Raw genomic sequence first — 21,989 nt, 5'->3', positions numbered from 1 at the left:
GGCCGAACGGACGTCGTCCCAGCGGGGACAGCAGAACACCGAAGGGAGTTGATTCGATGACGACCGCCCAGGTGGTCAATCCCGCGACCGAGCAGGTCGTGGCAGCCGTCGAATTGTTCGGCGCGGCCGAAACCGACGCGGCGATCGAGCGCGCGCACCGGGCGGCCGCGCAGTGGCGCGAGGTCGCGCCCGGCGACCGGGCCCGGTTGCTGCGCCGATTCGCCGAGGCCGTCGACGCGGACCTGGAGCAGTTGGCGCGGTTGGAGGTCGCCAACGCCGGGCACACCATTGGTAATGCGCGCTGGGAGGCGGGCAATGTCCGCGATGTGCTGCATTACTCCGCCGGAGTGCCGGAACGCTTGCTGGGCAGCCAGATTCCGGTGGCCGGCGGCGTGGATATCACCTTCCACGAACCGCTCGGCGTGGTCGGGGTGATCGTGCCGTGGAACTTCCCGATGCCGATCGCGGCGTGGGGTTTCGGGCCCGCGCTCGCGGCCGGGAACACGGTAGTGCTCAAGCCCGCCGAACTGACCCCGCTGACGGCGATCCGACTCGGTGAACTCGCGCTCGAAGCGGGGTTACCGGAGGGCGTTTTCCAGGTGCTGCCAGGTGAGGGGTCGGTGGTCGGACAACGGTTCGTCGACCATCCCGCGGTGCGCAAGGTGGTGTTCACCGGCTCCACCGAGGTGGGCAAACAGATCATGGCGGGCTGCGCGCGGCAGGTGAAGCGGGTGACCCTCGAATTGGGCGGCAAGAGCGCGAATATCGTGTTCGCCGACGCCGATCTGGAGCGGGCCGCCGCGACCGCACCCTACGGTGTCTTCGACAATGCCGGTCAGGACTGTTGTGCCCGCTCCCGGATCTTGGTGCAGCGCAACATTTTCGACCGATTTCTCGAGCTGTTGGAGCCTGCCGTGCGCGGCGTGCGCGTCGGCGACCCGTCCGAGGAGGCCACCGAGATGGGCCCGCTGATCTCGGCCGCGCATCGTGAGCGCGTCGCCGCGTTCGTCGAGCCGTCGACCAAGGTCGCGTTCATCGGGGATCGGCCCGATGGACCCGGATTCTGGTATCCGCCAACGGTGGTGCTGCCGGACACGCCTACTGATCGGGTGCTCACCGAAGAGGTGTTCGGCCCGGTGGTCGCGGTGCTGCCGTTCGAGGACGAGGCCGATGCCCTGCGCATCGCCAACGACACCGAATACGGTCTGTCCGGTTCGATCTGGACCAACGACGTCGGCCGCGCGCTGCGGGTGTCGCGCGGCGTCGAGGCCGGGAACCTGTCGGTGAATTCGCATTCGTCGGTGCGCTACTGGACCCCGTTCGGCGGTTTCAAACAATCCGGCCTCGGTCGCGAACTCGGCCCCGACGCCGCGCTCGCATTCACCGAAACCAAGAACGTCTTCATCGCAACCACATGAGAAGGAGATACGTTGCAGCGCTTACAGGATCGGGTCGCCGTTGTCACCGGCGGTGGTAGTGGTATCGGCCTCGCGACCGTGCGCCGCTTCGCCGCGGAGGGCGCCAAGGTCGTGGTCGCCGATATCGACGCCGCCTCGGGGGAGGCCGCGGCCGCGGCGGTCGGCGGGCTGTATGTGAAGGTCGACGTGACCGACGAGGCCCAGGTCGAGGCGTTGTTCCAGACCGCGGTCGATACCTACGGCGGACTGGACATCGCCTTCAACAACGCGGGAATCTCACCGCCGGAGGATGATTCGATCCTCACCACCGGCATCGACGCGTGGCGGCGGGTGCAGGAGGTGAACCTGACCTCGGTGTATCTGTGCAGCAAGTACGCGATCGGGCACATGCTGGAGCGCGGCAAGGGGTCGGTGATCAACACCGCCTCGTTTGTCGCGGTCATGGGCGCGGCGACCTCGCAGATCTCCTACACCGCCTCCAAGGGCGGCGTCCTCGCGATGAGTCGGGAACTCGGTGTTCAGTTCGCCCGCAACGGAATTCGGGTCAACGCGCTGTGCCCGGGCCCGGTCAACACCCCGCTGCTGCAGGAGTTGTTCGCCACGGACCCCGAGCGCGCCGCCCGCCGCCTGGTCCACATTCCCACCGGCCGATTCGCCGAACCGGAGGAAATCGCCGCCGCCGTAGCGTTTCTCGCCAGCGACGACGCCTCGTTCATCACCGCCTCGCAGTTCCTGGTGGACGGCGGCATCTCCGGCGCGTACGTGACTCCGCTGTAGTAAGCGAGGGTAGCCCTGCCCGCAGGGCTACCCTCGACCTGGAAGTACTGTTCGATCTTTGTTCGTGACGGCATAATTCGCTATTTGCCGCCGATGGGAGGAGGCTCGGGGAATGAGTCAGGAAGAAGGGCAAGCGCCCGGACTGTTCAGTCACGACGCGGTCCAGGCGGAAGCCGCTCCCGTCGCTGAGGTCGACGGCGCGGATTTCCGCCCGGTCTTCAGCCGCTCCGACGGATCGGGGCCGGGTGCGTATCTGCCCATGGATGACGTGAAGTAACGCTCGTTGCGCTGTTCGGCGCGCTCAGGACGCGCCGAACAGCTCCAACAGTTCGGTCTTGCCGAACATGGCCGCGGCGTCCCTGGCGGAAGGCGTGCCCGCATCCGCATTCGCGCCCGCCGCGACCAAGGCCCGCACGATCTCGATTTCACCCTTGAATACCGCGCCGGCCAACGGGGTTTGCCCCTTGTCGTTGGCCCGATCCGGCTCGGCCCCGCGCGCGAGTAAGGCCGCGACGGCGTCCTGATGGCCGTGATACGCGGCCAGCATGAGTAGCGTGTCGCCCCGGTCGTTGGTGAGATTCACCGGAACACCAGCATCCACATACCCGGCCAGCGCCGCGGCGTCGCCCTGTCTGGCCAGGTCGAACACCTTGGTGGCCAGCTCGATCACTTGTTCGGCATCGGTATCTTCAGCACTCATCAGTCCATTACTACCCGCCCGGCCCGCGAGTGGCACGCCGAGGTGAGTTCTTCTCGGCGTTCGCGGGTGTTTACTGCGGCGAACCGAGGCGGGCGCCGCCGTCGACGCGGATCACGATTCCGGTGGTGAAGGTGTTGCCGACGAGGAATTCGATCGCGTCGGCGACATCGTCCGCGGTGCCGACCCGCCCGACCGGAGTGGTGGCCGCCAGGGAGTCGAAGACCTCCACGCGGGCGCCGTCGGGCAGGAAGTTCCACCAGTCGGTGTCGATCACGCCCGGCGAGACCGCGTTCACCCGCACCGGCGCCAGTTCTACCGCCAGCACCGGGACCATCGCCTCCACGCCCGCGTTGATGGCGGCCAGCGCTGCGGTGGTCGGCATCGCCCCGCCCGCTGACGCGGCGGACACCAGGGTGATCGATCCGCCCGCGTTCAGGTGCGGCAGCGCGGCCTGCATGGTCGCGGTGTGCGCGATCAGCTTTCCGGTGTAGTGCGCCTGCAACTGATCCCGGTCGATCTCCCGGAACGGCGTGGTGCCCGACGGGCCGGTCACCGTCACCACCACATGGTCGATCGGGCCGATCTCGTCGAAGAGGCGGGCCAGGCTGGCCTCGTCGCGTGCGTCCACGGTCTGTCCGGTGGCGCCGGTTCCCAGCTCCGCGAGCGCGGCGTCGAGCCGGTCCTTGTTGCGCCCGGCCACGATCACCGCCATGCCGTCCTTCAAGAGTCGGCGTGCAGTCGCCAGTCCGATGCCCGAAGTTCCGCCCACGATGACGACTCTGTTGCTCACAACATCCTCCTGATATTCGAACCACGGTGATATTCGAATCACCGTGCCTCGTTAATATATTCGAGGCACAGTGTCTTGTAAAGTGGTGACATGACCGGAACTCGAGGACGCCCCCGCAGCGAGGACTCGAGGCGCGCGATCCTGCACGCCGCGCTCGAGCTCTGCGAGCGCGACGGCTATCAGGACCTGACCATCAAGGCGATCGCCGACGTGGCCGGTGTCGGTAGGCAGACCGTCTACCGATGGTGGCCGGACAAGGCATCGGTCCTGCTCGAGGCGCTGGTCGAATTGGCCCAGGACTACAAGGACCTCCAGGTGCCGCGTGCGTCGGTGCATGTGTTGACCGACGTCGAACGGCTGCTAGCGACCACCTACGAACTTGCGAAGGACGTGACCGGTCAGGCGCTGGTCGGTCTGATGGCCGACGCGCAACGCGACCCGGTCCTGTCGAATCGCTTGCAGGAGACCGTGATCGGCCCGCGACGAGCCGCCCTCCGGGCACTGCTGCAGCGCGGTGTGGATTCGGGGGAACTGGTCGCCACGGTGCCGCTGGATCTCGTCATCGATTTCGCCTTCGGCGCAATGTGGTATCGGCTGTTGAGCCATCATGCGCCGGTCGGCGCCGCACTGGCCCGCGAGGTCACCGCAGGCCTTGCCGCCATGTTCACCCAACGCTGAAAAGGTCGTGGTGGCGAAGGCCGGATCACACTGAAGAGTGAGGCGGTGGCGGGGGCGCGCGGGAGACCACGTCCGATTCGGCGATTGGTTCGGTTGGCTGACCGTCGCGCTGTTCGTCCTTGCCTGCGCCGGATCGGTGTGGCGGCCGAAAACCTCGGCAGCGGGCGCTAGCGGCGCTAGATCTACCCTCCCGACGAACGGTATTCGGCCGCTCCGAGGCTAAATGTGACGACGATCACAATTGGGGTAGACGGTGCAGGTAGCGGCGTACCCGTGGGTCGGGCGTGGCGTGGGGCGGTTGTTTGCCCCGTTTGCAACGTGGGTAACGGTTGATTTCGTGCCCCTGTCTTCGGGAATCCGAAAGGGGCGGAACGGATCGAGGTCCGAAAGCCGGGCTGGAGAGGAGACGCGCGTGTCGAATCACAACTCGGGGGACGTGCCTTTACGGCGCTCGGTCGCCGCCTCTGCGATGGGTAATGCGACGGAGTGGTTCGACTATGGCGTCTATGCCGCGACGGCCACCTACCTCACCGACGCGTTCTTCCCCGGCAACCTCGGCACGCTCGGCACCATGCTCGGCTTCGCCATCTCCTTCGTGCTGCGCCCACTCGGCGGCATGGTCTGGGGCCCACTCGGTGACCGACTCGGCCGAAAAGTGGTGCTGGCAACCACAATTCTGCTGATGGCGGCCGCGACCGGCGCAATCGGCGTGCTGCCGACGCACGCGCAGGTCGGCTGGCTGGCTCCGGTGCTGCTCATCCTGCTGCGCGTCGTGCAGGGCTTCTCCACCGGTGGCGAATATGGCGGCGCGGCAACATATCTCGCCGAAACTTGCACCGACAAGAAGCGTGGATTCTTCGGCAGCTTCCTGGAATTCGGCACCCTCGGCGGATTCGTCGGCGGTTCGACGGTCGTGCTGGCCTGCCAGCTGGTGTTCGGCTCGGACGCGATGCACGAATGGGGTTGGCGGATTCCGTTCCTGCTCGCGGTGCCGCTCGGCCTCATCGGCTGGTATCTGCGCTCGCACCTCGACGAATCCCCGGTCTTCACCGAGGTCGCCGACCAGCCGCACCACCGGAAGGGCGGGTTGCTCGAGGTGGTGACCACCTATCGGCGCGAAACGCTGACGCTGGCGGGGCTCGTCGTCGCCCTCAACGTGGTGAACTACACGCTGCTCACCTACCAGCCGACCTACCTGCAGAAGACCGTCGGTATGGGGGAGTCGACCACCACCGCCATGATGTTGATCGGCCAGCTGGTGATGATGGTCGTGCTGCCGTTCTTCGGCAGGCTGTCCGACACCGTCGGTCGCCGTCCGATGTGGTTGTTCTCGCTGGTCGGCCTTGCGGTGTTCGCGCTCCCGATGTATTGGCTGATGGGTCAGGGAACCGGTTGGGCCATCACGGGATTCATCGTTCTCGGCCTGCTGTATGTGCCGCAGCTGTCGACCATCAGCTCGACCTTCCCGGCGATCTTCCCCACCCACGTCCGCTACGCGGGATTCGCGTTGGGCTACAACGTTTCTACGGCGATCTTCGGCGGCACGGCCCCCCTGGTCAACGAGGCCGCGATCGAGGCAACCGGCTGGTCACTGTTCCCTGCGGTATACATGATCGGCGCCACTTTGATCGGCCTGGTCGCCTGGTCGTTCCTGCGTGAAACCGCCGGAACTTCGTTGCGCGGCACCGAAGTTCCCGACGCGGACAGCGAACCCATCCCCGTTATCACCGCTCCGGCCCCATGAGCCACGCGGCACCGGGGCGGTCCCGGTGCTCGACGCTGCCCACAATCTGAGAGCCGCCCAGCCTGTCGCGGGTGTGTAATCAGCCGCTACCGACGAGCGGGACATGGTGGTGGTGGTCTCTCGGCCGTTGCCTCTGCCGTGTCCCGCTCGGCCAGCCTTGCCGCTGTATCGCGCTGCCGAACAGGCGGGCCTGGATTCGCCTGCTCGACCTGCTGCGCCGATCGTTCGCCTGTCACGGTTTCCCGTTGGTGGTGGTAAGCCCATCGGGTCGTCACTTCGGATGCACGGTGTCCGCTTCGTCCTCGGGCCAGTCGATGTCGTCTTCGGTGGGCCAATCGGGTTCGATGATCAGGCGGCCGGTCCGCAAGATGTCCGCGTACTGCTCGGCGACGAGACTCGTCGGGTAGCTGGGCCAGTAGGAGACCGCGCCGGTGGCTTTGTCGATCACGCAGACCGAGCCGCCGATGGCGGGCGGTAGCGGAGGCTTATGCGGATCGGTACCCGGGGGTGGCGGGAAGATCGCGACAACCGTGAAGCAGGAGTCGAATTCGGTGAGCAGCTTCGTGATGCCCCACTCGGCGTCATCCGCCGCGGACAGATAGGTGTCGGCGATACGCTGGGCCTCCGCGAGGTTCACCGGAGTCGCGGCTTTGGTGGGGTAGGCGTGGATGTCCATGTCCATCAGACGCTACTGGTTGACGGCTGGTTCCGTTGGTTATCGGATGCGGAACAATATGCGGCCCAGTCGAACTGGATTGAACTGGGCTCCCACCTGCTCTTTCGGGTGCGTCGCGGCAATCACCGCTGGTCGCCCGGGATTTCGACTTCGACACCTGCTCCACTCGGCTCGCGCCTGGACCAAGACCCGTGCGTGACCGGCTGAGTGGTCGCCACCCCGATCGCGGCCGCTGGATACCGAACTGGCAGGCTAGCGATCGAGAATCTGGAGGCACCCTTGACATTCGAGATCGTTTCGCAACAGGTCGATATCGAGGTCGACGGCTCGACGCCGATGACCGTCTATCTGGCTCGCCCGGTCGGGTCCGAGAGCTACCCAGCGGTGCTCGTCGGCGCCGAACTGTGGGGATTGACCGAGGACGTGCGTGCCATCGTCGATCAGGTTGCGGCGCTCGGCTACGTCGCGATCGTGGCGAACCTTTATCACCGGTCCGGACCGGACACGGCGGCCGGTTTGGTGGAGAGTGCGGCCAATCGGGAGCAGGCCTTCGAGCTGCTCGGTCAGCTGACAAGCGATGATGTCGAGGCCGATCTGCGGGCCGCGCTCGGCTATGTACGCGAACATGTCGGAGCCGGTGCGAAGACCGGCGTGCTCGGGTTCAGCCTCGGCGGCCATATCGCTTATTTCGCTGCCGGCAGGCTCGACCTGGCCGCGGCCGCGATCTTCTACCCGGGCTGGTTGCCCAGCGCAGGCACCGCGCTGAGTCGGCCGGAGCCGCTGTTGGACGCGACCGGGGACATCGCCGAGCGGGACGTGCGGATGCTGATGTTCCTAGCGGAACTCGATCACGTGATCGATGCCGAGCAGCGCGAGCGGATCGGTACGGCGCTCACCGCGGCCGGGGTGCGGCATGAGTTGGTCGTGTACCCGGGTGCCAAGCATGCGTTCTTCTTCCCAGGTCGGGAGCCCTACGACAAGGCCGCCGCGGAGGATTCGTGGCGGCGAACGGTGGACCTGTTCGCCGCGGAACTCGGCTCATAACGCAAGTGCCCGGTCGGGCCTGCCTCCCCCTCCGAAGGCAGGCCCGACCGGGCTGAGACAAACAATGCCTTGGGGGGCTTGACATGCTCTTAAAAGAGCCTTAATGGCAGGCCGTCAGCGGCGAGGGACGTTGAGCTGGGCGAGGAATTCGGCGTTGGTCGGGGCCTTGCGCAGGCCTTCCAAAAGCAGATCGATGGCCTGCTGGCCGTCTACAGCGGTGAGGGTCCGGCGCAGCAGGTGGGTGGCCGCCAATTCGTCTGGGGCGAGCAGCAATTCGTCCTTGCGGGTGCTGGACTGGGCGATGTCGATGGCGGGGAAGACGCGTCGACTCGCGGTGGCACGGTCGAGCTTCAACTCGGCGTTGCCGGTGCCCTTGTATTCCTCGAAGATCACGGTGTCGGCCAGCGATCCGGTTTCCACCAGTGCGGTGGCGATGATGGTCAGCGAGCCGCCGTTTTCGATATTGCGCGCCGCGCCGAGGAATCGCTTCGGCGGGGCGAGGGCGGCGGCGTCGACGCCACCGGAGAGCACGCGGCCGGATGACGGGGCGGCGTTGTTGTAGGCGCGGGCCAGTCTGGTCAACGAGTCCAACAGGACCACGACGTCGCGGCCCATTTCGACCAGGCGCTTGGCCCGTTCGATGGCGAGTTCGGCCAGCGCGATGTGGTCGCGGGGCGAGTGGTCGAACGTGGCTGCGGCGACCTCGGCGGGCACGGACCTGGCCAGGTCGGTGACCTCCTCGGGACGCTCGCCGACCAGCACCAGCATCAGCTCGCATTCCGGATGGTTCTTCGCGATGCCGTGCGCGATCGCTTGCAGCACAGAGGTTTTGCCCGCCTTCGGCGGTGCGACGACGAGTGCGCGCTGGCCCTTGCCGATGGGCACGACCAGGTCGGTGACCCGTGTGGTCATGGCGTGTGGTTCGGTTTCCAGCCGCAGTCGCTGGTTGGGATAGATCGGGACGAGATCGGCGAAGTCCGGGCGGTTTTTGGCGCGCTTGGGGTCTTGCCCGTTGACGCTTTCGATCCGGACCATCGGGTGGAGCTTGTCGCCGCGGGTGGCGGGTTGAGCGGTGCCGATGATGAAATCGCCACGGCGCAAGCCGTATTCGCGGATCAGTCGCGGCGGAACGTGGGCGTCGTGCGGGCCGGGGAGATAACCGTCGACGCGCAGAGTGGCGGCGCGGTTGTCGGCGATGTCCAGGATGCCGGTGGCGGATCGTCCGGAGTCCTGTCGATCGGCCGCAGCGGCGCTGTCGGGTTGTTGGGTGGGAAAAGTGTTGTCGTTCATGGTGTTTCCTTTGAATGTTCAGTGTGGATACGGCGAACCGCCGTGACAGACAGCGGCAAACAGCGCGCTGCGGAGGTAGAACCCTTGTTTTCCTGCGGTGGCTTTGTTTTCCTGCGGGAAATGGTTTCGGGGCGGCCGACTCGGCCGGGCCGGAAAGGGAATCTCAGAATCTCTCGTGGGAGGTACTCCTACATCCACAAGGGAGACAAGGGCCAAGGTACATGCTCGAACGGTTGTGCGCAACGGGATCGGTCACAGCGCAGTCTCGAGCGGCCCGACTCGGGCACAGTTTCATATCGGTCGGCGGCACCGGTAAACGAATCTCCCGGCGTGTCGCGTTTTAGCTCACAACCGGCTATGGCAGGAGATGCGCGATGACCGACCTCGAACCGTTCTACCAGCAAGTCCAAGCGCACTACGACGTGTCCGACGAGTTCTACCGGCTGTTTCTCGACCCCTCGATGACCTATAGCTGCGCCTACTTCCAGCGCGACGATATGACGCTGGAGCAGGCCCAGCTCGCCAAGATCGACCTTGCGCTCGGCAAGCTCGGTCTGGAGCCCGGCATGACGCTGCTCGACGTCGGATGTGGTTGGGGCGCAACGATGTTTCGTGCAGCGCAGCACTATGGCGTGAAGGTCGTCGGGCTCACGCTGAGCCGAAATCAGTACGAGCACGTCCGGTCGGAGATCGATCGGCAGCGGATCGCGGGTGTGGAGATTCGGCTGCAGGGTTGGGAGGAGTTCGACGGCGGCGCCGACCGGATCGTCAGCATCGGCGCGTTCGAACACTTCCGGCGCGAGCGGTACGAGGCATTCTTCGAACGCTGCTATTGCATGCTGCCGCACGACGGGCGGATGCTGCTGCACACCATCATCGGGTACACCCTCGCTGATCTTCGCCGCATGAATATCCCGGTGACCAGGGAGAACGCGCTGTTCCACATCTTTATCAAGCGGCACATCTTCCCGGGCGGGCAGTTGCCGCAACCGGCCGAGGTCACCCGGCTGGCCGGACAGGCGGGCTTGGGCACCGAACGGATCGATCAGTTGCGCCTGCACTACGCGCGCACCCTCGACCTGTGGGCCCAGGCGCTAGAGGCCAGGCACGACGACGCGGTGCGGATCGCGTCGGAGGAGGTCTACGAGCGGTACCTGAAGTACCTCACCGGGTGTGCGGTGCACTTCCGCGGTGGGCACATCGACGTCATGCAGTTCACGCTGGTGAAGTAGGCGGGCGTCGAATCACCGACGCCCGCCGAACAACCTCACAGTACCGCTTGGGTCTGCGTCACCTTGGCGACGAGTTTGGCTGCGGCGTCATGGATTTCGATCTCCACCACGATGAACGACCCGTCCGGCGTGCAGCGGTCGCGCAGTGGCGACCGCATGTCCCGATCGCACGGCCCGCAGGAAGTTCGTCTTCGACTCGACCGTCGTCGTGCCCTGCTTGCCCTCGGGCAGATTGAGAAACGCGCAGACCGCCGCGGTCGCGTCGGCGAGCGACATCAGCACACCGCCGTGCAGCACCCCGCCCAGCGTGCACAGCGACTCGTCCCACGCAATCCGACTGCGCACCAACGTCGGTCCGTGCTCGAGCACCTCGACCCCGAGCCGTTCGGTGAACGGCATGGACTGGTGGAAAAGCTTGGTACCCGTCTCATCGATCATGGATCTCAGCCTGCCCGATGGGTTCGGCGTGCGTCGATTACCCGCGGTCGCGGCGCCAAGTCCGGGCAGGGTCATCATCAGCCCGGCCATGCCATCCGACACCGTGAAGTCGGCCCCGATGGCGGTCAGCAGGCCGATCGGCAGGATCTCCGTCGTGACGATGGAGAAGATGCCGAGCATGACCGCGACGACTGCGAGCCAGCGGATCAACGGTGTTCGGGAAGCGAGGGGTGGGGGAGGAATCGAGGACGGTAGACACGTGATCAAGTTCAGCGATCCCAGAGCTGGAGTACCGGCGGGATTACGACATCACCGTAATTCCTGCAGTACGGCGTGCAAGACGCGCAGAAGCGGGGCAGGTCGCACAGATGCCCGGCCGGTGACGGGGAAGCTGGTCGTCACCTGCCGGGCATCGGAGGTATTCGGTGCTACGGGGCGTAGACCGAGTTGTAGAACTGGATCGCGCTGGCGATGCCGACCGGAACGCCGAACACGATCATGCCCGCGGCCGCGCCGAGGGCTATGCCGACACCGGCGCCCGCGAGGCACAGGCCGATCGGGCCCACGAAGAAGGTCGGAACAACAAGCGGCGCACCGATGATGGCGCCCGCGACACAGCCCAGCCCGGCGCCGACGATGGTGCCGAGCAGGGTGCCGACGGCGGTGGCCAGACCGAACTGGGTCGCGGCGGTGCTCAGCGCGGTGTTGAAGTCGACACCGCCGATGTCCTTGGCGCTCACCGGCTGCAGCATGGACGCCGGCCGCGCGTCGGCCGGGTTGGTGCTAGGTGTGAAAGTTGCGGTTTTGCCGTCGATTTGGGCGGCGATCGGCCATTCCATGCCGTCTTTCAGATATGTAAGCGGCATTCCAGCAACCAGGCGTCCCCCGCCATCCAGCACCTGGAATTGCGTGCCCTTCGTTGTGAGCGATCCGAAGTCGGTCTTGAGTACGACGGAGTTGTCGACCACATTGGCGGTGTAGTGTATGCCCGGCAGAATGTCGGTCTGAACGCCTGTCCCGGCGGCCGGGGCGGGGGTCGGATCGGCGTAGGCGGTACCACTCGTGATTCCGACAGCCGCGATAACCAGTACCGATGCGGCAGCGAGCTTCTTCATCTTCATGTACTTCTAACGCTTTCCTCAGCAGGAGCACCTTCGGCCCTGGGGGCTCGGGCCGGCGCGGCTCATAAATACGAGCCTTTTGAAATGTTACGTCCTGGTTTGTTTCAGATAGGTAACGGAATCCGTAGGAGAAGCGTCAATTTGAAGTGAAACATGTTAAGGAAACATCAATTCGGACATTTAGCTAATTCTAAGCATCCGTTAATGTGGCACAGCACACCGCGGCCCCGGAAGTATCGTCTCCCTGGGTCACCGCCGCGATTGCTCAACCCAATGCGGGCAGCGCCGGTCTCAACTCATTCGAGTGATGATGGCGCCAGGCAGGTGCGGCAACATGAGATCGATCAGCCGCCACGGCCACGCCGGTACGCAGGCGCGGGTCCGTTCCCGCTCGATCGCACCCACCATCGCGGCAACGCCCTTGTCCAGCGGCGCCACCATCCGCGCGTCGCCCGCCTTCGCCGACATCTCGGTGGCAATGAACCCGGGCAGCAAGGTCGTGACGCTGATCGGTGACTTCGTCAATTCCACCGCCAGCGCCTCACCCAGTGTCGCCAGCCCGGCCTTGCTCGCCGAGTACGCGGCCTTCTTGCCCGGCAGCCCGCGCACCGCGCTCATCGACGACACCAGCACCAAATGCCCGGCGTTCTGCGCGCGAAAAATTTCGAGCGCCGCCTCGGCCTGCGCCAGTGCGCTGACGAAATTCGTTGTCGCGGTAGCGAGATTCGCATCGGCCCGCCCGCTGCCGATCACCGCGCCCTTGCCGATACCGGCATTGACGATGACTCGATCGAGGCCGCCGAGCTCGTCGCGGAGCTCGCCGAAGACCCGCAGCACCGCCGCATGGTTGTCGACATCCAACGCTCGGACGGCGACTGTGATCCCCGGATGCGCCGCGACGAGTTCTTCGCGCAGTGCCGTGAGCGCGTCCAGCCGCCGCGCGCACAACGCCAGATCGCGCCCCTTGGCCGCGAAGTCGCGCGCCATCGCCGCGCCGAGCCCGGCGCTGGCGCCGGTGATCAGAATCTTGCTCCTCGTCATGGGTGCGAACCTTATTCGCCCGAGCGTCGCCGTGGCGCCGACGGCGGTCGGCGCGGGTGACTCAGCCGCCGAACGAGCCGGTGCGCGGCGGCGGGGGCAGCATGTGCCACGGGCCGCAGTTCACGGTCTTGAAGGCGACGTCGGTTGCTTTGATCTCGGCGCGCACCGGTGTGAGCCGGGTGAAGTCGTTGTTGATGATGTAGTGCTGGTCGGTGTTGTCGTCCTCGACCTTGCGCAGACGTCGCCAGTCGCAGCCATTGGCCTGATCGGGGGTGCCGGGGGCCTCCCAGATGCCGGGCAGAATATCGACGCCCACCAGGTAGAGACCGTCTCCCGGCATGGTGGTGCCGGGTTCGGCGGCCGCGGTTCCGGCGCCAAGCAGGGTCACCGCGGACGCGATGGCCCCCGCGATCATGAGCGTGCCTGCACGCATGGCGATTTCTCCTCGAATCGTGCTCCCGCCGCCCGTGGGCAGCTGACCTGCGGAGATCCCCGAATCTCCGGGGCCAAGATCTACCAGAGTCGGCTACGGATTTCCGGCGATTCGGAGATTTCTGTCACATAGACAACGGATGACACATTGTCGGCATTTGGATTCAGTGGGCTGACCGTGATGTCAATTGACACGGTCGCGACGATATCTGTTGTATGAGAGGTATTCGGCCGATCTCCGGCATAGCCGGACCGCAGCCTGCGTGTGGTGCCCACTGTGCGCGGCTGTGTACGAACGACGGCATCGCCGCCGTGCTGGCCGCCGACCGTGCGCTGCTGCACTGGCGTGCGATGCGCGGGCTGGGCGATTCGGGACTGGCCGACCAGGCGGTGCAGGAGACGCTGCTGCGGGCCTGGCGTTCGTGTGCGCTGTTCGACGAACGCAAGGGCACCATCCGCACCTGGCTGCTGACGATCCAGCGCAACGTCACGATCGATATCGCGCGGGCCCGTGCCGCCCGGCCCGGTGATATCGGATGGGACGAGGTCGCCGAACTCAGCGACGTCCGTTATGCGAAACCGGACTTCGCCGACGGCCTGATCGACGGGCTGTTGGTGGCGGACCTGCTGTCTCGGCTGTCCGTTTCGCAGCGCCAGGCGGTGGTGGAGGTGATCCTGCGCGACCGGGCGTATCAGGATGTCGCCGACGATATCGGCGTTCCGGTGGGCACGGTGAAGACCCGGGTGCACTACGCTCTGCGCTCGCTGCGCCGGTTGCCGATCGGTGCCTGAGCGGCCGCGGCACGCGTTCGTCGTGGTGCTCGGTGGCCCGGCCCTGGCCGCCTGATCAGGCATGATCGCCCGCCGCGATGGTAACATTTCGATAACGTAGACGGTGTGGCAGTCGGTGCCCATTGACCAGTGGACAGCCATCGCGTCCTGGCCCTCGAAGCCGACCTGTTCATCGACTCCGCGACTCGGGTTCTCCTGTCGCGCCATCGCTGGAAGATCGAATTCGTCACCAGCAACGATCAGCGGTCCCTGCCCACCAGCGACCCGAACTGGTGGCAGCGCTATCGGGCCAAGCTGGAGGGCGCCGCGAAGCAGGCCGCCGGACTCGGCTGACCGATGAGTCCTCGTATTCGGTGCTGTGACAGAGGACGGGGAGACATCGGCACGACCAACGCACGATAATGCCGCTGGCGTGCTGATCGGACCGGCCACGAGCGGCCGACGCAGCGCACGCTATTGCCGATTACGGGGCATCGCGACCCACGATGTTGGGTCTTGTCGAACTCGGGCGCAGGCACCTGACGGCAAGAGACGGGTGAGATCCTCGTTGCCGGCCAATGGCGAGGTAGCGCCGATCTTGTCTGCAGAGCGGCACGGCCATGCCGCTAAGCGAGCGGTCGCACGCGAGAAGCGTCGGGCTCAGAGCATCCTGGATTAGCTGATTGCATGCTGGTCGCCGGAGCGGCGCGGTAATTCGGTCGGTGAATCCCACTGGTTGGCGGGGTTGCACGGCAGAATGTGGCCATGCGGACATTTGCCCGATTGTTGCAGACTGCCGTCGCCGGGGCGCTGGTCGTGGTAGCCGGTCATGGCGTCGCGGCCAGCGACACCCATATTCAGTTGCCCTGGCTGACTCCTGAGCCGGGCGCAGTGCAGGCGTCGGGAGCCGCGCTGGCAGACGGAATCACTGGCACGGTGCTGTGGTCGCGACAGCCGAACACCCCGGTCCCGATAGCCAGCATCGCGAAGGTGATGACGGCGCTGGTCGTGATCAACGCCGGCGACCTCGACCGGACCATTACCGTGCCGCAAGAAATCATCGCCTACGGCACCAAGTACGACGGAAGCAACGCAGGCCTGGTCCCCGGCGAGGTGCTCACCGCGCGACAGCTCCTATACGCGATGATGCTGCCGTCCGGCTGCGACGCCGCCTATACCCTTGCCGAGGCCTACGGGCCCGGCCAAGACGGCTTCATCGCCAAAATGAACGACACCGCGCATCAAATGGGCCTGGCGGGAACACATTTCACCGATCCCAGCGGGCTGCCCGCCCCCACCGACCACTCCACCTACTCCACACCGGCGGACCTGGTGGCCCTCGGTCTGCGTGCGATGAGCCTGCCAGTGTTCCGCGACATCGCCAGGTCGCAGAGCTATCACCTGCCCGCCGGCCCGGGCAACCGCGCTCACCTCTGGCAGACCACGAACTTGCTGCTGCACGACTATCCCGGCACTATCGGCATCAAAACCGGATCCACCGACGCTGCGGGAACCTGCCTGCTGTTCGAGACGGTCAGGGCAGGAATACCGCTGATCGGTGTGGTCCTGCACAGCTCACCCGACAGCGCGGTCGCCGCAAAGGACGACGCCGAGCGCATGTTGAACTGGGCCTACGACCCGATCCTGAGCGTGCTGCCGATCGGTTAGCGCCGAATCGGCAGGCTGCGGATCCCGGTGCGCACCAGGACGATCCGCGGCCACAAGACGACCGTGTCCGCCACCAGTCACCTGCCCTGAAGACGCCTACTAGCAAGCGGACGGTTTCCTCTACCGTCGGATGCGCACAAGGCCCTCTCGACGTACCTGGAAGGCAAGAACCCCGCGACCGACGACGTTCTGTTCCGCAGTCGCACCGGGCTGTGCTGCTCGGCAAACAGGATGGGGCAGTGGTTCCGCTCGGTGGCCCGCATCGTTCACCTGGCACGACTTGCGGCACTGGTACGCGTCCGCGTTGATCTACCAGGGCACCGATGCGAAGTCCGTGCAGAAACGCCTAGGTCACGCCACCGCCTGTATCACGTGGGAGGTGTACGTGCATCTTTTCGAGGGCCATGAGTCTAGAACTCGCGAGGCGGTAGACGCTATGCTCTCCCGTAACAACAGCACCAGCAGTAACACCAGGAGCGCTACCGCCTAGGTCGATTGGCTGGAAGCGCTCACGGGACCATCACGGGACTAGGGAGCTGCTTTGTCTATCTACCAGGCATTTTGCGTGAAGCCAAGCATCATCAGGGCCGGTTTGTGCTCCGCCGTCACGGCCGCGGCAATGGTGACAGTTTCCGGGCTGGCCCCGGCCACCGCGTTCGCCGATCCGGCGACGCCGGAGATGGCCACGAAGCTCGCAGGCAAGACGGTATTCCTCGACCCCGGCCATCAAGGGCCGAACCATTCGGAAAACCTGGCGCGCCAGGTGAACAACGGACGCGGCGGCACCAAGGACTGCCAGACCACCGGCATGACCTCGGTGAACGGCGTGCCCGAGCACACCATCAACTGGAACGTGGCCCAGAACGTCAAGACAGCGCTGGAGAGCCTCGGCGCGAAAGTGGTGCTCAGCCGTCAGGACGACTCCGGCTGGGGCGGCTGCGTCGATGAGCGGGCCCAGGCCGCGAACAGGTCCGGCGCCGACGTCGCGGTGAGCATCCACGCCGACAGCGCTCCGGCCCAGTTCCGTGGCTTCCACGTGATCGTGCCGCAACTGCCGATTCCCGATACCAAGGTCGATCAGGTCCAGTCCGGTCCGGGCCTGACGGCCTCGGAGTCGGTGCGTGACGCCTATCTGAAGGATGGCTTCCCGTCGGCCACCTACGCGGACGTGCAGGACGGTTTGCAGACCCGCGCGGACATCGCGGGCCCGGCGCTGACCGCCGTGCCCGATGTGTTCGTCGAGATGGGCAATGGCGCCAATGTGGAAGACGCCGCATTGCTGGAGAGTGCGGACGGACAGCTCGAGCACGCCATCACCATCACCACCGGTCTGGTCGGCTTCCTGCTCGGTGCGCCGTCGCCGGTGGGACATACCGGTCCCGCCGCCGATCGTCCCGCCGCGGTCCCGGCGGAGACCTCACCACCAGTCCAGGCGAGGCCGCAGACGCAGACCGCGCCGTCGGCTCCGGCACAGGCGCAGACCACGCTCGCCCCGAACGCTCCGAACGCTCAGGCCGCTCCGCAGTCGCAGAGTTCACCGCAGTCGCAGAGTTCGCCCGCGTGGCCCAATTCGCCGCAGTCGCAGACCGCACCACAGTCGCAGACCACAACACCGCAGGCTCTGCCTTACGCGCAGTCTCCGGCCTCACCGCAGTCTCCGAGCCAGTCCACACCCGACACCAATGGCGCACTGAGCGGCCTGGTCGGCACGGTGATGCAGATGCTGATGCCGCTGGCGAAGTCGCTCGGCATGGACAACACGATGATCACCTCGGAAATGATCAACCTGGCCTACACCCTGGCCAGCATGTTCCTCGGTTCGTTCAAGTAGCGATTCCCACCCGGGAGTGCCGACGACGACGTCGCGCCTGACGTCGTCACCGTCATCGGCACGCGCGAATCTTACGAGCGCCGTTCGCGGCCCGCAAGCCATCAGGGGCCGCGAACACGCATAGCCGCAGGCGCTGCACAATGTCACCGTGGATCGGATTCCTGTTTTGATCGTTGCCGGGTTTCTGGGGTCCGGGAAGACGACATTGCTCAACCACCTGCTGCGCAACAACCGAGGGACGCGGATCGGTGTGGTGGTCAACGACTTCGGGGCCATCAATATCGATTCGATGCTGGTGGCCGGACAGGTCGACGCGATGGTGTCGCTGGGCAACGGATGTGTCTGTTGCGCGGTGGACGTTAGCGAGCTGGACGAGCTGTTCACCCGGCTGGCCGAGCCGCGCGCCAGGATCGACGTGATCGTGGTGGAGGCCAGCGGCCTTGCCGAACCGCGCAATCTCATTCGGATGGTGGTGGGCAGCGACAACCCGCGCATCCGCTACGGCGGATTGGTCGAGGTGGTCGACGCCGAACAGTTCCCGGCCAGTCGCGAGCGGCATCCAGAACTGGCCACCCATCTGCGGCTGGCGGATCTGGTGGTGGTCAACAAGGCCGATCGGGTGCCGGCGCCTGACCTGGCGCGGTTGCGGCAGGAGATCGCGGAGCTGATCGGGCAGGTGCCGGTGTACGCGACCACGCACGGTCGCATCGATCCTGGTCTGCTTTTCGACGAGCCGCTGCGCGAAACGCCGTGCGTCGCCGAGCAATTGAGCTTCGACGAGCTGCTCCACGACCACGACCATGAGCACCACGACCACGCCGATCACCGGCACCTGCACGACGACTACACGAGCGTCAGCTTCACCAGTGAACGTGAATTGGACCCGCGCCGCCTGATCGGTTTCCTGGAAGACCCGCCGGCCGGCCTGTTCCGCGCGAAGGGTTTCGCCGCGTTCGGCGTCGCCGAGGAACGCCGGAAGTTCCTGCTGCACATGGTCGGCCACCACATCGTGTTCGAACCGGACACCTGGCGTCGCGGCGAACCGCACACCAGCCAACTGGTGCTCATCGGTGCCGGTCTGCCCACCGACACGGCGCTGCGACGGCTGCACGAGACGGTGCACACCGACACCGAACCGCTGAATCCGCAGGCCATGCTCGGCGTCTGGCGCTACACACCGCACTGAGTCCGAAGTTGACGCGTTCGGCTCGATCCTGGCGCGTTCGGCACTTCCGCTGCGAGACTTCTTGTTCGTTCTCGATGATCAGATCGAAGCGATGGTTGGTGGTGACCGCACTGACGGACGGTCCGCAGGTCGCGAGGCCGGAGCCGAGTGTCGGCGCAGTCGAGAACAGATAGTGAGCTGGGAAATCACAAACCTGTGCAGCAATATCTGGTCGGTGCCCATCGCGTCCTCCCGCCGCGCATCGGACGAATACTGTGCGCCAGCACGCTATCGCGAGGCTGTTGATTCGTCTTGGAATTGCATGACGATGCGGTAAACCGGGGCGGTTCAGCCGCAGGCGTTCACCCATTCGGAAAGGCCGTCGGCGAATAGTTGGCGTTTCCAGATCGGGACCTCGTGCTTGATCCGGTCCACCAATTCCGCACACGTACCGAAGGCTTCGGCGCGATGCGGGGCGGCGACCGCGACAACGATCGCGAGATCGCCGACGGTCAGCGGGCCGATGCGATGCACGGCGGCGACGGGTAGTCCGGAGGCCGCGGCCGCCTCGGCACAGCACTTGCGCAGAAACCGTTCGGCTTCGGGATGCGCGGAATATTCCAGCGCGGAAACGGCCTGTCCGCCATCGTGATTGCGCACCGTGCCGGTGAACACCACCACCGCGCCGTGTTCGGGTCCGGTCACCGCGGCCTCGACCTCGGCCGGATTCAGCGGCTGGTCGCTGATGCTTGCCAGGCGCACGCCCGCATATTCACTGGTTGTCATGGTTGCCGCCTCCGGCTACTTGCGCGAGCAGATGATCCAGTAGCGGTTCGAGCACCGCCACACCGTCTTTCACCCCGCCGGGGGAGCCGGGCAGGTTCACGATCACCGATCGACCCGCCAGTCCGGCAACGCCGCGGCTGAGCGCGGCGAGTGGGAACTTCGCCGTGCCGCGCTGCCGAATCGCCTCGGCGACACCGGGTAGTTCGCGATCGAGGACGGCCAGCGTCGCCTCCGGGGTCGCATCGGTGGGGGAGGCGCCGGTGCCGCCGGTGGTGATCACCAGCGACGGCGCGAGGCGCAATGCGTCCGCGAGGCCGACGGCGATCTCGGCGTCGGCGTACACAAGTGGCCCACGCACCGAAAAGCCAAGTCCGGCAAGCCATTGCGTGAGGACTGGTCCGGTGGTGTCGATCCGGGTGCCCGCCGCAACGCCGGTCGACGCGACCACCACGACCGCGGATCGTGTTTCCTCATCCGACAGGGCTTCGTCCGAAAGAGCCTCGTCCGAAACAGCGCTGTGCACTTCGGGTTCGGGTGCCGTGCCGGACATCTGCTGGACGTCGCTTTCGGCCAACGGAATCGAACTGACCTCATCCGGGAGGGACTCCGCGGCTTGATCATCCGTGTCGGGACGCACCCAATGCCCGTGTTTCCCACCTTCTTTGGTGAGCAGGCGCACGCCGTTCAGAGTCGCCGCCGGATCGACGGCCTTCACCATGTCGTGCAGGGTGAGTCCGGCGACGGCGACCGCGGTGAGCGCTTCCATCTCGACGCCGGTGGGGCCCTTGGTCTTCGCGGTGGCCTCGATCATGATGGTGCTCTCGGTGAAGCCGAACTCGACCTTCACCGAGGACAGTGCCAGCTGATGGCAGAGCGGAATGAGTTCCGAGGTCTTCTTCGCGCCCGCGATGCCCGCGATCCTGGCCGTGGACAGCACGTCGGCCTTCGGCATGCCGTCGGCCTGAACCAGCGCCACCACCTCGGCTGTGGTCTGCAGCTCACCGGCCGCCAGTGCGATCCGGGTGGTATCGGCCTTCGCGCTCACATCGACCATGCGGGCCCGACCCTCGCGGTCGACATGGGACAACTCACTCATGCTGTCCACACTTGCACAGTCCCCCGCGGTAGGCGAGCAGCGCTCATAACAACCGGACTTGCACGGTTGCTCCGGCGGGAATCGCGGTGCTCTCCGCCGGGATATCGATGAGGGCATCCGCCCACGCCATCCCCGCGACCAGGTGCGATCCAGGCCCGGAGACCGCTTCCACGCCCGCGTCGGTCACCCGGCCGCGCAGGAACTGACGCCGTCCGGCCGGTGATTTCACCGGCTCCAGCAGCGGCACCTGCCGAATGTCGACCTCCGACAGCCCGGCGAGGTGGCGCAGGATCGGCCGGGCGAACACCTCGAACGACACCATGGTGCTGACCGGGTTGCCGGGAAAGCTGAGGACCGGGACGCCGTCGACGACGGTCAGGCCTTGCGGGCCGCCCGGTTGCACCGCGACCGAACCGAACTGCCCGCCGAGCGGCTGCAGCACGTCCTTGACCACCTCGAAATCGCCCTTGGACACGCCACCGGAGGTGAACACGATATCGGCGGATTCGGTTGCGGCGGAAAGCAGTCGGCGAAACACCGCGGGATCGTCGGTACTGTGCTCGACGCCGGTGACCAGGACGCCGTTCGCGGTGAGGGCGGCGGCGAGGGCGATGCCGTTCGAGTTGTAGATCTGCCCGGGTTGCAGCGTCGAGCCCGCGGGGACGAGTTCATCGCCGGTGGTGAGGACGGCGGCGCGAACCTGCCGCAACACCGGGACAGCGGGGAGACCGACCGCCGCGAGCGCCGCGATGTGCCGGGGCGCGAGCATCGTGCCCGCGGGTACGAGCAGCTCCCCGGTGCGCACGTCGGTACCCGGTTCGCGCACGAATTCGCCTGCGCTGCGGCCACGTTCGATGGTCACCGCCGGGCCGTCGGCGTGCACGTCCTCCACCGGCACCACACAGTCGGCGCCGGGCGGGATCGGCGCGCCCGTCATCACCTTCATCGCGGTGCCCGCGGGCAGCGGCGTCGCGCCCGGATTGCCCGCCGCGACCACACCGGCCAGCGGCAGCGTCACCGGCGCCACCACGACGGATTCGGCGAGTACCGCGTATCCGTCCATGGCGGAGTTGCGAAAGACCGGCAGGTCGACCGGTGAGCGGACATCCTCGGCCAACTGCCTGCCCAGCGCGGCGGGCACCGCGACGGATTCGGTCGGGCGCGCCGCCAACGGTCGCAGTAGCTGTTCGATTGCGTCCCGATAGTCGTCGACGGACCGGGCCGGAGAGGTGGTGGGCCGAGAGGTCATGTGGTCAGCCTAATCGCAGCGACTAAGTGGCTCGTTCGGACG

At 66.2% G+C, this 21,989-nt stretch carries 23 protein-coding genes and 1 pseudogene; 13 read left to right on the top strand and 11 right to left on the bottom strand.

Translation table 11 applies throughout. The annotated features are described in order from the left end of the window. The first annotated feature begins 56 nt into the window (after positions 1 to 56). From ACV7NQ_RS04100 to ACV7NQ_RS04090, 3 genes are all read left to right on the top strand, one after another. The gene (locus ACV7NQ_RS04100; RefSeq protein ID WP_463358387.1) at positions 57 to 1,418 is read left to right on the top strand and encodes an aldehyde dehydrogenase family protein; all 1,362 of its coding nucleotides are present in this window, start codon (positions 57 to 59) and stop codon (positions 1,416 to 1,418) included. A 12-nt stretch (positions 1,419 to 1,430) separates the two neighbouring features. Then, the gene (locus ACV7NQ_RS04095) at positions 1,431 to 2,195 is read left to right on the top strand and encodes a 3-oxoacyl-ACP reductase (protein ID WP_463358386.1); all 765 of its coding nucleotides are present in this window, start codon (positions 1,431 to 1,433) and stop codon (positions 2,193 to 2,195) included. 112 nt (positions 2,196 to 2,307) lie between these two features. After that, positions 2,308 to 2,472: a hypothetical protein gene (locus ACV7NQ_RS04090; protein WP_463358385.1), complete on the top strand. Its 165-nt coding sequence runs from the start codon at positions 2,308 to 2,310 to the stop codon at positions 2,470 to 2,472. 24 nt (positions 2,473 to 2,496) lie between these two features. Here the strand turns inward: ACV7NQ_RS04090 and ACV7NQ_RS04085 are convergent, their stop codons facing one another. Together ACV7NQ_RS04085 and ACV7NQ_RS04080 are read right to left on the bottom strand one after the other, a co-directional pair. Next, positions 2,497 to 2,895, bottom strand: coding sequence for an ankyrin repeat domain-containing protein (locus tag ACV7NQ_RS04085; RefSeq protein ID WP_463358384.1), 399 nt, complete (start codon positions 2,893 to 2,895; stop codon positions 2,497 to 2,499). Between the two features lie 70 nt (positions 2,896 to 2,965). Next, positions 2,966 to 3,685, bottom strand: coding sequence for an SDR family oxidoreductase (locus tag ACV7NQ_RS04080; RefSeq protein ID WP_463358383.1), 720 nt, complete (start codon positions 3,683 to 3,685; stop codon positions 2,966 to 2,968). A 90-nt stretch (positions 3,686 to 3,775) separates the two neighbouring features. Between ACV7NQ_RS04080 and ACV7NQ_RS04075 the strand changes: the two genes are divergently transcribed. Both ACV7NQ_RS04075 and ACV7NQ_RS04070 read left to right on the top strand, forming a co-directional pair. After that, positions 3,776 to 4,363, top strand: a complete 588-nt coding sequence (locus tag ACV7NQ_RS04075) for a TetR/AcrR family transcriptional regulator (protein ID WP_463358382.1) — start codon at positions 3,776 to 3,778, stop codon at positions 4,361 to 4,363. A gap of 469 nt (positions 4,364 to 4,832) precedes the next feature. Next, positions 4,833 to 6,107 (top strand): MFS transporter, encoded by a 1,275-nt coding sequence (locus ACV7NQ_RS04070; RefSeq protein ID WP_463365529.1) that lies wholly within the window; start codon positions 4,833 to 4,835, stop codon positions 6,105 to 6,107. Positions 6,108 to 6,378: 271 nt separating this feature from the next. Here the strand turns inward: ACV7NQ_RS04070 and ACV7NQ_RS04065 are convergent, their stop codons facing one another. Continuing rightward, complete coding sequence (locus tag ACV7NQ_RS04065) at positions 6,379 to 6,789, bottom strand: hypothetical protein (RefSeq protein ID WP_463358381.1); 411 nt, start codon at positions 6,787 to 6,789, stop codon at positions 6,379 to 6,381. Positions 6,790 to 7,062: 273 nt separating this feature from the next. Here ACV7NQ_RS04065 and ACV7NQ_RS04060 point away from each other — a divergent pair, with 273 nt between their 5' ends. Beyond that, positions 7,063 to 7,827 carry a dienelactone hydrolase family protein gene (locus tag ACV7NQ_RS04060; protein WP_463358380.1) on the top strand — a complete coding sequence of 255 codons (765 nt, stop codon included), beginning with the start codon at positions 7,063 to 7,065 and terminating at the stop codon, positions 7,825 to 7,827. Positions 7,828 to 7,941: 114 nt separating this feature from the next. On the opposite strand, the pseudogene ACV7NQ_RS04055 reads toward ACV7NQ_RS04060, so the two are convergent. Then, a pseudogene (locus ACV7NQ_RS04055) lies at positions 7,942 to 9,084 on the bottom strand (transcription termination factor Rho, short form); the annotation flags it as partial. Between the two features lie 407 nt (positions 9,085 to 9,491). Here ACV7NQ_RS04055 and ACV7NQ_RS04050 point away from each other — a divergent pair. Then, positions 9,492 to 10,349, top strand: coding sequence for a cyclopropane mycolic acid synthase family methyltransferase (locus ACV7NQ_RS04050; protein WP_463358379.1), 858 nt, complete (start codon positions 9,492 to 9,494; stop codon positions 10,347 to 10,349). An 87-nt stretch (positions 10,350 to 10,436) separates the two neighbouring features. Here ACV7NQ_RS04050 and ACV7NQ_RS04045 read toward each other — a convergent pair whose 3' ends face one another. From ACV7NQ_RS04045 to ACV7NQ_RS04030, 4 genes are all read right to left on the bottom strand, one after another. Continuing rightward, the gene (locus ACV7NQ_RS04045) at positions 10,437 to 10,997 is read right to left on the bottom strand and encodes a PaaI family thioesterase (RefSeq protein WP_463358378.1); all 561 of its coding nucleotides are present in this window, start codon (positions 10,995 to 10,997) and stop codon (positions 10,437 to 10,439) included. A 218-nt stretch (positions 10,998 to 11,215) separates the two neighbouring features. Next, complete coding sequence (locus ACV7NQ_RS04040; RefSeq protein WP_463358377.1) at positions 11,216 to 11,908, bottom strand: hypothetical protein; 693 nt, start codon at positions 11,906 to 11,908, stop codon at positions 11,216 to 11,218. A gap of 291 nt (positions 11,909 to 12,199) precedes the next feature. Beyond that, complete coding sequence (locus ACV7NQ_RS04035) at positions 12,200 to 12,949, bottom strand: SDR family oxidoreductase (RefSeq protein WP_463358376.1); 750 nt, start codon at positions 12,947 to 12,949, stop codon at positions 12,200 to 12,202. Positions 12,950 to 13,010: 61 nt separating this feature from the next. Next, positions 13,011 to 13,382 carry a hypothetical protein gene (locus ACV7NQ_RS04030; protein ID WP_463358375.1) on the bottom strand — a complete coding sequence of 124 codons (372 nt, stop codon included), beginning with the start codon at positions 13,380 to 13,382 and terminating at the stop codon, positions 13,011 to 13,013. Positions 13,383 to 13,597: 215 nt separating this feature from the next. Here ACV7NQ_RS04030 and ACV7NQ_RS04025 point away from each other — a divergent pair, with 215 nt between their 5' ends. From ACV7NQ_RS04025 to ACV7NQ_RS04000, 6 genes are all read left to right on the top strand, one after another. Next, a complete protein-coding gene (locus ACV7NQ_RS04025) occupies positions 13,598 to 14,173 on the top strand; it encodes a sigma-70 family RNA polymerase sigma factor (protein ID WP_463358374.1) in 576 nt (191 codons plus the stop codon). A 129-nt stretch (positions 14,174 to 14,302) separates the two neighbouring features. Beyond that, positions 14,303 to 14,506, top strand: a complete 204-nt coding sequence (locus ACV7NQ_RS04020; RefSeq protein WP_463358373.1) for an SH3 domain-containing protein — start codon at positions 14,303 to 14,305, stop codon at positions 14,504 to 14,506. A 411-nt stretch (positions 14,507 to 14,917) separates the two neighbouring features. Then, on the top strand, positions 14,918 to 15,820 hold the full coding sequence (locus ACV7NQ_RS04015) for a D-alanyl-D-alanine carboxypeptidase family protein (protein WP_463358372.1): 903 nt from the start codon (positions 14,918 to 14,920) through the stop codon (positions 15,818 to 15,820). 130 nt (positions 15,821 to 15,950) lie between these two features. Beyond that, the gene (locus tag ACV7NQ_RS04010; RefSeq protein WP_463358371.1) at positions 15,951 to 16,310 is read left to right on the top strand and encodes a tyrosine-type recombinase/integrase; all 360 of its coding nucleotides are present in this window, start codon (positions 15,951 to 15,953) and stop codon (positions 16,308 to 16,310) included. Between the two features lie 51 nt (positions 16,311 to 16,361). After that, a complete protein-coding gene (locus tag ACV7NQ_RS04005) occupies positions 16,362 to 17,651 on the top strand; it encodes an N-acetylmuramoyl-L-alanine amidase (RefSeq protein WP_463358370.1) in 1,290 nt (429 codons plus the stop codon). Positions 17,652 to 17,799: 148 nt separating this feature from the next. Next, positions 17,800 to 18,837, top strand: a complete 1,038-nt coding sequence (locus ACV7NQ_RS04000) for a CobW family GTP-binding protein (RefSeq protein ID WP_463358369.1) — start codon at positions 17,800 to 17,802, stop codon at positions 18,835 to 18,837. Positions 18,838 to 19,164: 327 nt separating this feature from the next. Here ACV7NQ_RS04000 and ACV7NQ_RS03995 read toward each other — a convergent pair whose 3' ends face one another. Genes ACV7NQ_RS03995 through ACV7NQ_RS03985 form a run of 3 tightly spaced genes read right to left on the bottom strand, consistent with a single transcriptional unit; the run spans position 19,165 to position 21,947 of the window. After that, a complete protein-coding gene (locus ACV7NQ_RS03995) occupies positions 19,165 to 19,602 on the bottom strand; it encodes a molybdenum cofactor biosynthesis protein MoaE (protein ID WP_463358368.1) in 438 nt (145 codons plus the stop codon). Continuing rightward, positions 19,589 to 20,698 carry a bifunctional molybdenum cofactor biosynthesis protein MoaC/MoaB gene (gene moaCB / locus ACV7NQ_RS03990; RefSeq protein WP_463358367.1) on the bottom strand — a complete coding sequence of 370 codons (1,110 nt, stop codon included), beginning with the start codon at positions 20,696 to 20,698 and terminating at the stop codon, positions 19,589 to 19,591. The genes ACV7NQ_RS03995 and moaCB overlap by 14 nt, the downstream gene beginning before the upstream one ends. A 43-nt stretch (positions 20,699 to 20,741) precedes the next feature. Then, on the bottom strand, positions 20,742 to 21,947 hold the full coding sequence (locus ACV7NQ_RS03985; RefSeq protein WP_463358366.1) for a molybdopterin molybdotransferase MoeA: 1,206 nt from the start codon (positions 21,945 to 21,947) through the stop codon (positions 20,742 to 20,744). Between the last annotated feature and the right edge of the window lie 42 nt (positions 21,948 to 21,989).

The organism is Nocardia sp. Tas62D01 (assembly GCF_055232035.1).
The sequence above is the reverse complement of the archived record's forward strand: the minus strand, read 5'-3'. Positions and strand labels throughout refer to the sequence as shown.

What these genes read in the sequence shown, in the direction of transcription:
- moaCB (WP_463358367.1), bottom strand. Translation starts at nt 20,698, where the DNA reads ATGAGTGAGTTGTCCCATGTCGACCGCGAGGGTCGGGCCCGCATGGTC.
- ACV7NQ_RS04100 (WP_463358387.1), top strand. Translation starts at nt 57, where the DNA reads ATGACGACCGCCCAGGTGGTCAATCCCGCGACCGAGCAGGTCGTGGCA.
- ACV7NQ_RS04050 (WP_463358379.1), top strand. Translation starts at nt 9,492, where the DNA reads ATGACCGACCTCGAACCGTTCTACCAGCAAGTCCAAGCGCACTACGAC.
- ACV7NQ_RS04025 (WP_463358374.1), top strand. Translation starts at nt 13,598, where the DNA reads ATGAGAGGTATTCGGCCGATCTCCGGCATAGCCGGACCGCAGCCTGCG.
- ACV7NQ_RS04035 (WP_463358376.1), bottom strand. Translation starts at nt 12,949, where the DNA reads ATGACGAGGAGCAAGATTCTGATCACCGGCGCCAGCGCCGGGCTCGGC.
- ACV7NQ_RS04085 (WP_463358384.1), bottom strand. Translation starts at nt 2,895, where the DNA reads ATGAGTGCTGAAGATACCGATGCCGAACAAGTGATCGAGCTGGCCACC.
- ACV7NQ_RS04010 (WP_463358371.1), top strand. Translation starts at nt 15,951, where the DNA reads ATGCGCACAAGGCCCTCTCGACGTACCTGGAAGGCAAGAACCCCGCGA.
- ACV7NQ_RS04075 (WP_463358382.1), top strand. Translation starts at nt 3,776, where the DNA reads ATGACCGGAACTCGAGGACGCCCCCGCAGCGAGGACTCGAGGCGCGCG.
- ACV7NQ_RS04065 (WP_463358381.1), bottom strand. Translation starts at nt 6,789, where the DNA reads ATGGACATGGACATCCACGCCTACCCCACCAAAGCCGCGACTCCGGTG.
- ACV7NQ_RS04030 (WP_463358375.1), bottom strand. Translation starts at nt 13,382, where the DNA reads ATGCGTGCAGGCACGCTCATGATCGCGGGGGCCATCGCGTCCGCGGTG.
- ACV7NQ_RS03995 (WP_463358368.1), bottom strand. Translation starts at nt 19,602, where the DNA reads ATGACAACCAGTGAATATGCGGGCGTGCGCCTGGCAAGCATCAGCGAC.
- ACV7NQ_RS04090 (WP_463358385.1), top strand. Translation starts at nt 2,308, where the DNA reads ATGAGTCAGGAAGAAGGGCAAGCGCCCGGACTGTTCAGTCACGACGCG.
- ACV7NQ_RS03985 (WP_463358366.1), bottom strand. Translation starts at nt 21,947, where the DNA reads ATGACCTCTCGGCCCACCACCTCTCCGGCCCGGTCCGTCGACGACTAT.
- ACV7NQ_RS04015 (WP_463358372.1), top strand. Translation starts at nt 14,918, where the DNA reads ATGCGGACATTTGCCCGATTGTTGCAGACTGCCGTCGCCGGGGCGCTG.
- ACV7NQ_RS04070 (WP_463365529.1), top strand. Translation starts at nt 4,833, where the DNA reads ATGGGTAATGCGACGGAGTGGTTCGACTATGGCGTCTATGCCGCGACG.
- ACV7NQ_RS04040 (WP_463358377.1), bottom strand. Translation starts at nt 11,908, where the DNA reads ATGAAGATGAAGAAGCTCGCTGCCGCATCGGTACTGGTTATCGCGGCT.